Below are 13,322 nucleotides of genomic sequence, written 5' to 3'. Positions count from 1 at the left end.
ACCACCGGTAATCATGCCCTCCACCCGAATCGGGCTATCGCTACGCACGCGAATAGCGAACGTGCGCCGACGCTTGTCGGCCAGGTTCGATATTCTCTTGGTGTGCTTGGTGTCGCTTTTCTTGCTGGTGCCCGCCTTTTATACGATTGGATTGTTGCTGCATCCATTGGTAGGACAAGTTGCCGCGTCGGTGTGGTTTGCGCTGATCGTCTCGTCGGCGGTTCTGGCGGTCAGCGACGAAGATCGATCACGTTGGGTGGGGATGGGACTTGCGGTGCCGACGGTCGCTTGCAACGTCTTGCACAATTTTTTCGTCACATGGGGCGTTATGCTGGCCGTCGTGTCCGATCTTTTGAGTTTGGTCTTCCTTGCTTATACCAACTACCTGCTCTTGCGGGTGTTGTTTCGGATTCGGCGAGTGACCGCCGGGGCGATCTGGGCATCGATATGCGCATATTTGTTGATCGGCTTGATGTGGTCGATGGCGTATTCATTGCTGCTGCGTTTCCAACCGGACGCGTTGATCGGCTCAGGAATGCAGTCGCTCGGAGAAGACCCCGTCGGATTGACGGTCGTAACCAGCTATTTCAGCTTTGTAACGCTCACCACCCTGGGCTACGGCGACATCTTGCCTCGCACGATCACGATGCGCATGCTGGTTGTATTGGAGGCGGTATGCGGCCAAGTCTACTTGGCCGTCCTCGTGGCGCGACTTGTGGGAATCTACGTGGCGGGCGGGCGCTTGCCCTCTTCCGATGATTCGGAGGATGTGCCGGAACTATCGCGGGACGATCTGCGAGTCTAGCCGCGGATTGTCGTTGTGACGACGATTGGTATACCGACTCTTTGGGGTGCATAGTTTGGCCTTGTGTGATGGTATGACAGGAGCCATTGGTTGATTGGCGGGGCCTACAGAAAAGACGAGGATGCATCATGGGAGTTCGAGCTGCCGTTTGTGGAATCGTTCTTGCATTGGGGGGCGTTAGCGGAGCGGCGTTTGCGACTGATTTTCAGTTGTATCTCTTGGCGGGGCAATCGAACATGGACGGATACGGCAAGATCGAGGAATTGCCGCCGGAGTTGAACCGCGTTCAAAAGGGTGTCTGGATCTACCACGGCAATATGCCGGGCGACGGAGAAGAACTGGGCGGGCAAGGCATTTGGGAAGAGTTGAGGCCCGGACATGGTCGTGGGTTTACCAGTGACGGGAACACCAATCGTTACAGCGACCGTTTTGGCGTCGAGTTGTCGTTCGCCGAACAATTGCGAAGGCTGCGCCCGAACGAGCCGATCGCGTTGCTCAAGTGCTCGCGGGGAGGAACGTCCATCGCTCCCGAAGCGGCCGGTCGCTACGGTTGTTGGGATCCCGATTTTCTCGACGACTCCGTGAGAGGAAAACCCGTCTACAATCAATACGATCACTTCTTGGCCGCTTTGCGACGGGCGACGGCAGTTCGCGACATCGACGGCGATGGTAAAGACGATCGGCTGATTCCCGCCGGCATCGTGTGGATGCAAGGAGAAAGCGATGCGACGCAAGAAGCAAGTGCCGTAGCATACGCCGACAACCTCGAACGATTGATCGACTTGTTCCGCGCCGCGCTACGACAAGACGACTTGCCCGTGATTATCGGTCGGATTTCCGACAGCGGACGCGATGCCGACGGACACGTGTGGGATTTTGGAGAGATCGTCCGGAAGGCGCAGCAGAGCTTCGTGGAAGCCGATCCGGCTGCGGCCATCGTGACCTCAACCGATGAATACGCTTATTCGGACCCGGCGCATTACGACACGGCCGGGTTCATCGATTTGGGCGTGCAGTTCGCCCGAGCGATGCATCAGTTGCGGGAGCAAGTGGTTCTCGCGCCGTGACGCGGGCGGGCCATCCGGGGGAACGATCAGTTCCCGACGTATTTGGCATAAACCGTCTTGGCCGTGGCTTCGTCATCGGTGCCTCCAATGATCGCCCGGCCGTCGGGAAACACCGTGATCCGGTACGTGTCGACTTCAAGGCGAACGAGAAAAGGATTTCGCGTGACGGTGCCCAGCCCTTGCCATCGGCTCTCCAGTTCGTCGAGCGTGGGCCCGGGTTCGGCGGGTGTTACTTGAACCGAGTTGCGCCCACACAACACGGTGGTTCGGGTTGATCGCTCGCCCTGCAAAAAAGGGAATTCCCTCTTGTGACAGCACGGGCAATCGCCTTGAGCAAAAAGAGGGGCGACATCGACCGTGCGCCAAGTGCCGTCCCACATGTCGATGACGGTCAATTTGCGCGAAACGGCGTCACGTTTTCCGGCCGCGATCTTCATTGCCTCCATCACCTCAATGGCGGCTACGACGGCGACGATGGGGCCGAGGATTCCGGCGGTGTCGCAGGTGGGCGTCGTTCCCGGGGCGGGACATTCTCGAATCAGGCACCGTAGACACGGTGTTTCGGCGGGAAGAATCGTCATCGATTGGCCTTCGGCGCCGATGCATCCTCCGAAAACCCAGGGCTTGCCGTTTTTCACACAATAGTCGTTGACGAGAAAGCGAGTCTCGAAATTGTCGGTGCCGTCGACAATGAGATCGACATCGTCGGCCAACCGGCCGATATTCAGCGCCGTGACGTCGGCTACCGTCGGTTCTACCGTGATCTGCGAATTGATGCGTTGGATCTTTTGGGCCGCGGCAACAGCTTTGGGGAGTCCTTCGGCGACGTCGGCTTCGTCGAACAGAACTTGCCGCTGGAGATTGCTCGTTTCTACGAAGTCGCGATCAACGATGCGCAAGAATCCGACACCGGCGCGGGCCAGCAGGTTCGACGCGACACTACCCAAGGCGCCGCAACCGCAGACGAGAATGCGGGCTTGCGAGAGCGCCCGCTGGCCGTCCTCGCCGAATGGGGTGTATCGCATTTGGCGTATGTATCGACTCAGATCCTGCATCGTGGAATAGTCTCCCCTGACTCGAGGTGTCGCATGTCTGCGCTCGTCACTGTTCGGCAGCATCAGGCAGTGTGTTCGGCCAAGGTTTGGGCGAGGAAGCGACCGGTGATCGATTCCGGGCAACCGGCCAATTCTTCGGGCGTTCCCTCGAAGATGATGCGTCCACCTGCATCGCCTGCGCCGGGCCCCAGGTCGATGATGTAGTCGGCCGCCTTCATGACTTGAAGGTTGTGTTCGACCACGATCAAGGAATGCCCCAATCCCAATAGTGTGTCGAAGCAGTCGAGCAAATGCACGATATCGTTGAAATGCAAGCCGGTCGTCGGTTCATCGAGGATGAACAAGCATCGACCGCGGTGCGATGAGGATGTATACGCCGCCAGCTTCAATCTCTGTGCTTCTCCACCGGAAAGCGTATTGGCGGGTTGCCCCAGTCGCAAGTAGTCGAGGCCCACGTCGATCAGTCGCCGTAATTTGGATTGCACCAATCCCTGGCCTCGAAAGAACACCAGGGCTTCGCGGGCGGTCATTTGGAGCACTTCGGCGATGTTTCGGCCGCGGTAAGTTACCTCGAGGATTTCGTCGCGATATCGTGTGCCTCCGCAGGCGTCGCACGTCATGTAGACGTCGGCCAAAAACTGCATATCGATTTGGAGCATTCCCTCGCCTCGGCAATGAGGGCACTGACCCTGCTCCGAGTTGAAACTGAAGTGACCGGGCGTGAAGCCTCGTGTTCGCGCATCGACCGTGTCGGCGAACACCGCTCGAATTGCGTCGAAGATTTTCAGATACGTTGCCGGGTTGGAACGCGGAGATCGACCGATCGGGTTTTGGTCGATCAGAATGATATCGTCGATTTGGCCGTCGCCGAAGATGTCGTCGTAGGGATACGGCTTGGGGGCGTCCTTGTGAAGTCGCCGGCACAGCGCAGGATACAACGTGCCTTCGACCAACGTACTTTTTCCGGAACCGCTTACACCCGTCACGAGACATAGCACGCCGAGGGGGAACTCGACAGATATGTTCTTGAGGTTGTTCCCCCGGGCGCCCGTGAGCCGAATCCAGCCGAACTCGGGTGGGCGACGATTAGCAGGAACGGTGATACCGCGGCGACCGGCAAGGTAGTCACCGGTGAGACTGCGTTCGCAGGTGGTGATTTCCGACGGCGGGCCTTGAAACACGATTTCGCCGCCGTGCTCGCCGGCTCCGGGGCCGACCTCGACGATATGATCGGCTGCTCGAATGAAAGCCTCTTCGTGTTCGACGACGACGACCGTATTCTTTTGGCGTCGCAATCGGAGCACCGCTTGCAACAAGCGGTCGATGTCGGCCGGATGAAGGCCGACGGACGGCTCGTCGAGGACATACAGCACGTTGACCAGGCTCGAACCCAACGCGCCCGCCAGGGCCACACGCCGCAATTCTCCTCCGCTGAGTGTCCGCAGCGACCGATCGAGTGTCAGGTAACCGAGCCCGACTCGGTGCAAATAGTCCAGGCGGGACTCGACTTGTTCCAGCATTACCGCGGCAACTTCGCGGTCCCATGCTGAGAGGTCGAGCGATTTCACGTACGACAATGCTTCATCGATCGACAGCCGGCATATTTGCGGAAGATTCAAATCTCCCACCCGCACCGCAAGGGCTTCGGGGCGCAGACGCAAGCCGCCGCACGCGTCACATTCGCGATAGCTCCGCCATCGACTGAGAAACACACGGATGTGCATCCGATACTTGCGTTTGTCGAGCGAAGCCAAGAATCCTTCGATTCCGGCAAACTTGGCTTCGGGTACCCCGTAACGCAGCCGCTTGATTTCTTCGTCGGTCAACTCGGCAAACGGTACGTCGACACGGATTCCCAATTTCTTCGCGTTCTTCAACAGGAAATCGAGTTCTTTGCGGTACGAGCGGCTGTTCCAAGGAGCGACGGCACCGTCACGGATCGATTTTTGCGCATCCGGCACGATCAGGTCCATGTCGGTGTCGATCACATTGCCGAACCCTTCGCACTTCGGACAGGCTCCCCAAGGGCTGTTGAAATTGAATAACCGTGGTTCAGGAGGCAGAAATTCCTTGCGGCACAATGGACAATCCAAGGCATCGGTGAACTCGGCGAAAAGAAAGTCTCGGCCGTCGAGACGACGCGGCGTCAACGGGGTTTCGCGCGTCACGGATTCCTCTGCCTCGATCAGAACGGAAGCCCTGCCCTTCCCGAAGCGAAATGCGGTTTCGAGAGAATCTCGCAGTCGCGTCGTGTCCGTATCACCGGTCTTGATGCGGTCGACTAGTATGATGCACTCGCCGGAATTCGGGAACGACGTATCCGTCGGCGGCACGGGAAAAGGTAGAGTGCTTTCCCCAACGATGCCTCGAACGAAACCCGATTCGAGCCATTTGGCTTGTTGTCGGTTCCAATCTTCGGGACCGGTATAGGCGACGCGGAATCCAATCATGGCTCGCAGGCCGTCGGGGTGCCCTGCAATCCATTGTGCTACCGACTGGGGAGTTTCCCTCCGGATCGTCCTTCCGCAACCGGGACAGACGATTCGGCCGACTTTCGCAAACAACAGGCGAAGATAGTCCAACGTTTCGGTGGCCGTGCCCACCGTGGCGCGGTTGGAACGGCTTGCCTTGGTGCCGGTCACTGCTACGGCCGGCGGGAGTCCGCTGATCGATTCGGCTTCGGGGCGTTCGAGTTGTTGAAGATATTGGCGGGCGTAGGTGGAGAAGCTTTCGAGATAACGGCGCTGCCCTTCGGCGTACAGGGTGTCCATCGCCAGGGAGCTCTTGCCGCTGCCGCTGAGACCACAGATGACGATCAAGCGGCCGCGGGGTAGATCGAGGTCGATATCCTTGAGATTGTGGACGCGCACGCCTCGCAGGTGAATTTGAGTATCGACGGCCATCGATGGATTCTGATCGTAACGAGAGGGAACGGTGGGACTGATTGTTGATTGTATGCAGAAACAGCGACGGAGTCGTCAAGAAACGAAACGGCCCCACCGATTGTGGTGAGGCACGAAACGATCGCTTCGACAAGGGGCCTTTCATTCAGGCTTGGTCTTCCAACCCCCAATCACGAATGAGTTGTTCGGCACCCGGCGTCAGCCGTCGCAGCTTTTCGGCGATTGCCGCTCGTTCGGCCGCGTTCGCCTTCTCAAGACGACGTTTGTACAAAGCGAGTTTCTTTCGACGGTGTCGTCGGCGGCGAAGCTCTCGTCGACGTTCACTAATCGGCACTGGTCAGCCTCCCTATCGTAACGATGCCGGCGGCGTGTTTTTTCTCTCGCCGGTCACATACTTCGGTGTATCCGGACCGTAGATCGACGAAAACCCTTTGATAACACGTGACTTGGAACACGTCAATGGGGGCCGATTCCGGAAATGCCGCCCCACAATCGTCTAGACGCATTTCCCGACCTGTCCCATGTACGCTTCACGGAACCGGCCGGTCAGCGAGAGATCAGTCGCGCGTTCTTACCTGCGGATGGGAGTGAGACCGCGTCTCGTCGGCGTCATCCGGAAAAAAATAGAAATGCATGGCACAAAGTGTGCCGAGTTCGTCGTCGAGTCTCGCGTCCCGCAAGCTTCGAAACGAACCTTCGACCGGTTCGCTCGACGGATCGATCGCGATGAACTGCGCTTTGCAGTGATAACACACGACCCGTTTGCCGAGATGCTCGACGCGAATCTGGCATCGACGGCCGCAGGTTGGACATCCTTGAACGAAGTATGTGGGGGCCATCCCAACGACTCCTTGCCGTTTTCCCATCCGTAACAGCCAGAATTATCTTACCGCTTTGGCGATTTTCTTCAAGCGGTCGCGTCAAAAAAACATGGCACTCCCCCTTAAAAAGAGGGGCCAAATGAGAATTGTCGGCATTTCGGCCTTCCTGCCTAAGAAGATCGATTCCAAGCAGCAACGTTTTTCTCGACGCATCCAACGGCAACGCGGTTCGCGCAAATCGCCGGGTATTTTTTCTGGCGAACGCTAAGCCGCTTGCCGTTGAGAATCGGTCGAGGCGGGATTTCGACCGAAGAAAAGATCAGGGAGAAGAGAAAAATACCTAAACAGAGGGGATCCTTGACTGACGGTTGGCTCGATTTGCAGCCGCTGATCACGGTTCAATTCGAATCGTCTTGATGATTACTTTTTCGACGGGAACGGCGGAAAACTCGTCGGTGTCTTTTACCGGCACTTGAGCGATCTTGTCGACTACCTGCATGCCCTCGCCGATCACCCTGCCGAACACGCAATAGCCGTAATCGGCCGGATCGGCGTTCGGATCGTCGGCGTCCCAGCCCTTGTAGTCGAATTCGGGGTTGTCTTTGACGTTGATGAAGAACTGAGTCGTGGCGCTGTCGATGACTTCCGGTTGGCGCAACATGCCGATCGTTCCGCGAAGGTTCTTCAGGCCGTTGCGGGCTTCATTGCGAACGGTGTCGGTTACCTCTTTCGGCTGGAAGTCGATATCCATCAGACCGCCGATGATCGCATAATCTTTGAAGACTTGGTGAAAGAGGGTGTTGTCGTAGAATCCACGTGCGACGAAATCGAGAAAGTGGTCTACCGTTTGTGGAGCGTTTTCGCGATCGAGTTCGATCGGAATGTCACCGTAGTTCGTTTCAATGACGATCCGCGGATGCAACTCACGATATCGTCGGTCGGCTGCTGAACTTTCTGTAGTTTTCGGAGGAGTCGCGGGAGTTGTGGCGTCGGCGGCAGATTCCGAGGGGGCGGCTTGAGATTGTTCGGATTGGGGAGTTTCTGGCTTGCGGCACCCCACACTGCCTAATGTGATCGCTGCGAACGCCAATATGAAGATCACCGTGAAGTGAGTGGTCTTGTGCATGTTTCTTAGTCTCTCTGTTTTGCCGATTCGTCCGTGTCGGTTGTACGCTTGATGAAGAATGCGCGTATGATCGGCAATTTCGGCGTTTTGTGCAAGTTCAGATAGGGAGGGCGGTGGGCCCGGCGCGGGACCGCACGAACGATATTGAGTAGTGACACAGACAATGGGTGCGGGCCCATGGTTTGTCCGCGCCGAGTCAAGAAATGTGAAGCGGCCGCCCGAGTGCGGGCGACCGCGAAAGAAGTTGCTTGCCCAGCGAGGGAAATTATTCAGCAGGTTGGGCCAGGGAGAGCTCGAAACCCTTCAAGCGGAAGACGTACGCGGCATCGAGGGCCTCGTCCTTTACGTCGATCTTCGGCGGGTCGATCGTCAACGATCCGGCCTTGTCGACGGAGAATGCCACCGGCTTGTCGGTTCCCAGCAATACGATTTCGGCTCCCGGCGAAGGAGCCGCCTTTACCGATTGTAATCGAATCGGTTTTTCGGGGCGGTCCATAACGATGCAATAGAATGTCTTGCCGTCTTTCGAGCGGGTGAATCGCACGTCTTCGGCGGTGTAGTTCACTTCGGAGTGTTCGGAGAATGTTCCGCTTTTGGCCATTTTCGTCGGGCCTTCGCCGTAGATCAGCCACGGCCGCGTGTTGTAGATGGCCTCACCGTTGACTTTCAACCAACGTCCCATTCCGAGCAAAAGCTCGCGGGATTGCGGGGGAATTTCGCCGTCGGCAGTCGGATCGACATTCAGCAACAAACATCCGTTCTTGGCGACGATGTCGACGAAAATGTCGACCAGCTGGTTGATCGATTTGTAGCCGATGATTTTCTGATGAAACCACGGTCCGACCGAGGTGTCAGTCAACCAGGGGAACTCGGTCAGCTTGTCGAGACGCCCTCGTTCAAAATCGATGATGCCCGTGTGCTCGTGGATTTCCCAGTGTTTGTGCGCGACGCACACTTCCATGTCGTTTTCGGCGGCCCAGTTGTAGTAATCGGCGAACATTCGCTTTTGGTATTCGGGCGGTATGACTTTCCCGAGCCCGAAGTCGAACCAAATCATGTCAGGACGATACTTTTCGACGACCTCATTGATTTTCGCCAGCCACTGCTCGCAAAACTGCTTTGAGGGGGGCGTGCCCGGTTCGTGCGGTTCGCCGTACAGGTCTGCATTCTTGCCGTCGGCGGCGTCGTATTTGTAAGCCGGTTCGAAGTACTGCCAAGTAAACGAGTGATGGAACGTGGCAATGAATCGCATGCCCTGCTTGCGGATAGCCTTTTCCAATTCGGCGGTGAAATCGCGATGTGGAGTTTGGTCCATCGAGTCCCAACGGGTGACGGCCGAATCCCACATGGCGTAATTGTCGTGATGGATGGCTACCGGCCCGGCGAACTTGGCACCCGACTTGGCGAAAAGTTCGGCCCAGGCATCGGCATCGAACTTTTGCGGGTTGAACAGGGGAATGATGTCCTTGTACCCGAATGTATGCTGATCACCATACTTTTCGCGGTGATATTTGAAGGTCGGATTTTTTTCGATGTACATGTTGCGGCCGTACCATTGGACGCCGCTCGGACCATCTTCGGCCGGAACGGTGATCGGGCCCCAATGTGTGTAGATGCCGAACTTGGCGTCGCGAAACCACTCGGGATCGACATGCTTTGCCAGCGATTCCCATTCAGGCTTGTACGGCTTCTCGCACAAACCGACGCGGGCCCCGACCGACCATATCACAACCGAAGCAATGGCCGCTGCAAGTGGCACAAAAAGTCGATGCATTGGGTGACTCGACGACATTGAAACCCCTCCCCTTTGCAGGAAACTGAAATGTGCATCCAAAAGCAGGTTGCTTTCCATTCGCGGGTGATGGAACTGATTGTAGCAACTCGGGACGCGAGGGTGTTTCGTTTTTCGCCAATCCGTTTTTCTGTTTGACGCGGTGCAATATCGCGTACAAGCTCGTTTATGCCGTTGCATATTTCTGCCGTTCGACTTGATGCTACGCACGCTTGAACGGCAATCGTTCTCCGATGCAGCAGGAGTCTCGTTGCCGGTGTGCTTCGTGGTATGACGTTGAAAAAAACGAAAAGGCCCCACTCGGCCGAGCCCGCGAGAAACGGCCAAGCAGGGCGGTCGGAGAGCGTTGATGTGCGGCTCGAGTTGCAAGCTTACGGCAGCCTTGCAGCTTCACCGCCTCGGCGAGTCGAAAGGGCACGCCACACGGAGCGTTCGATGGTTTCCTGCACGTACTGAACGGATCCGTCCATCAGTAAGACGTTCACGCCGCCGGGGTGATAACTGCGGGAGGTGACAGCGGCGTAGGTTGGAACGCTGTCCGACTTGCCTTCCTGCTGATTCGTCCAATCGAGATCGTACTCTTTTCCGCCGACGGAGCACACGACTTTCGTGTTCGGAGTGAAAACGGTTGTGAAGCCGACTTGATGCGCGCGACCGTCGACCCATTCGGTATGCCCGCTTTCTGTCTTGAACGAACCGCCGAGCGGACACACCTCGGCGGGGGTGTCGGGCATCGGGGGCGCGGGCGTGATGGCCGCGTTTCGGTAGTAAGGCGTATACGCTTTGACCTCCGCGAGGGCAAACGTATTGCTGAGGCCGTCGATGAAATCAGCCGGTGAGTGGCCGAAGTAAGGGCGAAACGCGCCGTCTCCGCCGCGTTTCGTGACCGGGTCGTACACGAACCAAGTGCCCAGGTTGAGGCCGTAGTTGATCGGGAAGTGCTTGGGTAGACCGCCTTCCAGTCGCACTTCTGCACGGATTTCGCTGGGGCATACGTACGTATCGACACGATGGGCGCTGAGCGGGCTGCCGTCCGGCATCACCGCAGCCGAGTACGGTTGATCGAAGTCGATGTGCTCGTACAGGTTGCCTTGTTCGAGGTACGGCAATAGTAACGCCTGGCCGGACCAATCGGTGTTTTTCGGGCCGCCGTAGCTGGCGGGGTATTCTTTGTGCACGTTTTCAAAGTTGTGAAGAGCGAGGCCGATCTGCTTCAAATTATTGGTGCACGAGGCGCGCCGAGCAGCTTCCCGGGCGGCCTGAACGGCAGGCAAAAGTAATGCAATCAAAATACCAATGATTGCAATCACCACGAGCAGTTCGACAAGCGTGAATCCGCGGCACAAACGGTTACGGGGCACAGGAAAGGACTTCATTCGAGATACCTCCTTTGCGAGAAAGCATGTTTTCACACGAGACAACGACTGATCGGTGTGTTGCTGCTTATGCACCTGAGACTCAATCTCAACATGAGAAATCATAACGGACCGGCAGGAGGTTTCAAGTACTGCATTGCCGGAATTGGCAAAAATTACATGAGTTCTCCGCTAGTATTTGCTTTGCCTTGGTTTACGTCGCGGAGAAAAATGGCGAGAGATCGCTGATTGGAGGTCTTCGGCACTACGATTGTGGGGGGTGGATAGTACTCAGAATTGCAGCGGGATCGTACACCGCGCCGGCCCAGGGGCCGCCGGAAAGGTGTTGAAGGGCCGCCCAAATCTTCGTTTGTGCCGGTAGGTTCGGATCAGGGGCGAGATTCGGGTGAGGGGAGCGTTCGGCCAATAGGGCAGTCGCGGATTCGAGAGATAGATCGGTATCAGCAGGGCCGAGGAAGTCGACCCGGCCGTCGAGATTTCGGCCATCGATGACGATGCGGATGCGATCGCCGTCCCGGAGCTTGCCGAGCGGACCGCCAGCAAGGGCCTCAGGCGTGATCCAGCCGATGCAGGCGCCGGTACTCACGCCGGAGAAGCGAGCGTCGGTCAAGAGGGCGACGTTATGCCCCCAAGAAAGATGCCGCAATGCGGCGGTCAATTGGTAGGTTTCTTCCATGCCGGCGCCGAGCGGGCCGCGGCCCATCAAGACAATCACGTCGCCTGGTCGGATCGAGGGAGCGGCGGTGCCTTTGATGGCGGCAATGGCGGCGCGTTCGGTGGTGAAAACGCGCGCCGGGCCGGTGTGCCGATACACTCCGGTGTCGTCGAGTGTCCGGGAATCGATCGCTGTGCTTTTCACCACCGAGCCTTCAGGAGCGAGATTGCCGCGGGGAAAACACGTGGTAGGGGTGATTCCACGCGAGCGAGCTCGGTCGGGCGAGAAAATGACTTGATCGGGATCGACGGCTTCACGCTCGAAAAGGAGGTCGCGGAGGCGTTTGCGTCGGGTAGATCCCTCCCACCATTCGAGAACTTGCTCGAGGTGGTGGCCTGTGATCGTGCGGGCTTCGAGGCGGAGGAGGCCGGCGTCTCTGAGGTGTAACATGACCTCGGGAACACCGCCCGCGAGAAAAACGAACAACGTGGGAAAGTTCTGGGGACCGTTGGGGAGCGCGTCCACCAAGCGGGGCACAGAGCGATTGATACGGATCCAGTCATCGATGGTGGGACGCGGCAATCCCGCTGAGAAGGCGACGGCAGGTAGATGCAAGATCATGTTCGTCGATCCGCCGAACGCGGCATGGACGACCATCGCGTTGTGAAGTGCATCTTCACTCAACACGTCGGCGAGGGTTTCTCGGCGAAGCGCCATCGCCAGGACGGCTTCGGCAGTTTGGGCGGCGATCGAGTGCCAAATCGGCTGTCCCGAAGGGGCGAGTGCCGCGTGCGGCAACGTCATGCCGAGGGCTTCTGCGGCGACCTGGGAAGACGCGGCCGTTCCCAGAAAATGGCAGCCCCCGCCGGAGGAGGCGCAGACGGCACAGGCCGAGCGACGGGCATACTCCAGGGTGACCTCTCCGCGGGCGTATCGTGCGGCGATCGATTGTGTCTTTCCGGTATCTTCGCCGTTGGATGTCGGCAGCGTCACGCCGCCGGGAATCAACGCGCCGGGCAAATGCCGGTTCGCAGCCAAGGCCATCATGACGGCCGGGAGTCCCTTGTCGCACGTGGCGACGCCGATCAGCGCCTCGCACGTGGGTAACGAGCGGACCAGTCGGCACAAGACGGTCGCTGCGTCGTTGCGGTAGGCCAAGCTGTCGAACATGCCGGTTGTCCCTTGGGTGCGGCCGTCGCAAGGGTCACTGCAATGGGCTGCAAAGGGAACGGCACCGTGCGTGCGTAACGCCTCGGCGGCGTGGCGTATCGCCTCGTCCAGTTCGAAATGGCCCGTGTGATAACCGAGCGCGATCGGATCGCCCGAACTTCCCCGCAGACCGCCGAGCGTACTGATGAGAAGAACCTGCGGACCGGTGAGTGCATCGGGATTCCAACCCATTCCGACGTTTTGAGTCAAACCGAATGCGTCTCCGCTGGGACGGTGCCGCAAGAATGAATCGGTAAATGGCAGCTCGCCTTGCGGGCCCGGACCGTGCGTGCGGATATCCTCTGAAGCAGCGTCGAGTCGAGAAAACGAAAAGGCAGGATCGACAGACATGGTTTGACGCTCTCAACGGAGGTTGCATGTTGGGGGAACGTACGCGACCGCGGATTGCTGAAATTGTTTGCGAATTCCGGGGTACGCAGGCACAATCGAAGGCGCGATGTACGGGCCTGTGACCGACCGTATTGTTCACCGGATTATCGAACGAGATTCGAG

10 protein-coding genes are annotated in these 13,322 nt (G+C 58.0%); 2 read left to right on the top strand and 8 right to left on the bottom strand.

Going from position 1 to position 13,322, the window contains the following annotated elements:
* The first annotated feature begins 73 nt into the window (after positions 1 to 73).
* Entirely contained in the window at positions 74 to 805 is a 732-nt protein-coding gene (locus tag ACYQ2I_RS11400) for a potassium channel family protein (protein ID WP_460167138.1), read from the top strand.
* Between the two features lie 128 nt (positions 806 to 933).
* Positions 934 to 1,872 carry a sialate O-acetylesterase gene (locus tag ACYQ2I_RS11395; RefSeq protein WP_460167137.1) on the top strand — a complete coding sequence of 313 codons (939 nt, stop codon included), beginning with the start codon at positions 934 to 936 and terminating at the stop codon, positions 1,870 to 1,872.
* Positions 1,873 to 1,898: 26 nt separating this feature from the next.
* Here ACYQ2I_RS11395 and ACYQ2I_RS11390 read toward each other — a convergent pair whose 3' ends face one another.
* The 8 genes from ACYQ2I_RS11390 to ACYQ2I_RS11355 form a co-directional block, all read right to left on the bottom strand.
* Positions 1,899 to 2,897, bottom strand: coding sequence for a ThiF family adenylyltransferase (locus ACYQ2I_RS11390; protein ID WP_460167136.1), 999 nt, complete (start codon positions 2,895 to 2,897; stop codon positions 1,899 to 1,901).
* Between the two features lie 92 nt (positions 2,898 to 2,989).
* A complete protein-coding gene (gene uvrA, locus ACYQ2I_RS11385; RefSeq protein WP_460167135.1) occupies positions 2,990 to 5,830 on the bottom strand; it encodes an excinuclease ABC subunit UvrA in 2,841 nt (946 codons plus the stop codon).
* Between the two features lie 145 nt (positions 5,831 to 5,975).
* Positions 5,976 to 6,164 (bottom strand): DUF6800 family protein, encoded by a 189-nt coding sequence (locus ACYQ2I_RS11380; protein WP_460167134.1) that lies wholly within the window; start codon positions 6,162 to 6,164, stop codon positions 5,976 to 5,978.
* A gap of 223 nt (positions 6,165 to 6,387) precedes the next feature.
* Positions 6,388 to 6,669: a hypothetical protein gene (locus tag ACYQ2I_RS11375; RefSeq protein ID WP_460167133.1), complete on the bottom strand. Its 282-nt coding sequence runs from the start codon at positions 6,667 to 6,669 to the stop codon at positions 6,388 to 6,390.
* Positions 6,670 to 7,042: 373 nt separating this feature from the next.
* Complete coding sequence (locus ACYQ2I_RS11370) at positions 7,043 to 7,777, bottom strand: peptidylprolyl isomerase (protein WP_460167132.1); 735 nt, start codon at positions 7,775 to 7,777, stop codon at positions 7,043 to 7,045.
* Between the two features lie 265 nt (positions 7,778 to 8,042).
* On the bottom strand, positions 8,043 to 9,551 hold the full coding sequence (locus ACYQ2I_RS11365) for an alpha-L-fucosidase (RefSeq protein ID WP_460167131.1): 1,509 nt from the start codon (positions 9,549 to 9,551) through the stop codon (positions 8,043 to 8,045).
* 389 nt (positions 9,552 to 9,940) lie between these two features.
* Positions 9,941 to 10,945, bottom strand: coding sequence for a DUF1559 domain-containing protein (locus tag ACYQ2I_RS11360; RefSeq protein WP_460167130.1), 1,005 nt, complete (start codon positions 10,943 to 10,945; stop codon positions 9,941 to 9,943).
* A gap of 244 nt (positions 10,946 to 11,189) precedes the next feature.
* A complete protein-coding gene (locus ACYQ2I_RS11355; protein ID WP_460167129.1) occupies positions 11,190 to 13,160 on the bottom strand; it encodes a YjhG/YagF family D-xylonate dehydratase in 1,971 nt (656 codons plus the stop codon).
* Positions 13,161 to 13,322: the final 162 nt, after the last annotated feature.

Source organism: Thermostilla marina, from assembly GCF_054657455.1.
The sequence above is the reverse complement of the archived record's forward strand: the minus strand, read 5'-3'. Positions and strand labels throughout refer to the sequence as shown.

Bases quoted from the DNA above. Each gene is read 5' to 3' on its own strand.
- ACYQ2I_RS11395 (WP_460167137.1), top strand. From the start codon at position 934: ATGGGAGTTCGAGCTGCCGTTTGTGGAATCGTTCTTGCATTGGGGGGC.
- ACYQ2I_RS11365 (WP_460167131.1), bottom strand. From the start codon at position 9,551: ATGCATCGACTTTTTGTGCCACTTGCAGCGGCCATTGCTTCGGTTGTG.
- ACYQ2I_RS11360 (WP_460167130.1), bottom strand. From the start codon at position 10,945: ATGAAGTCCTTTCCTGTGCCCCGTAACCGTTTGTGCCGCGGATTCACG.
- uvrA (WP_460167135.1), bottom strand. From the start codon at position 5,830: ATGGCCGTCGATACTCAAATTCACCTGCGAGGCGTGCGCGTCCACAAT.
- ACYQ2I_RS11390 (WP_460167136.1), bottom strand. From the start codon at position 2,897: ATGCGATACACCCCATTCGGCGAGGACGGCCAGCGGGCGCTCTCGCAA.
- ACYQ2I_RS11355 (WP_460167129.1), bottom strand. From the start codon at position 13,160: ATGTCTGTCGATCCTGCCTTTTCGTTTTCTCGACTCGACGCTGCTTCA.
- ACYQ2I_RS11375 (WP_460167133.1), bottom strand. From the start codon at position 6,669: ATGGCCCCCACATACTTCGTTCAAGGATGTCCAACCTGCGGCCGTCGA.
- ACYQ2I_RS11370 (WP_460167132.1), bottom strand. From the start codon at position 7,777: ATGCACAAGACCACTCACTTCACGGTGATCTTCATATTGGCGTTCGCA.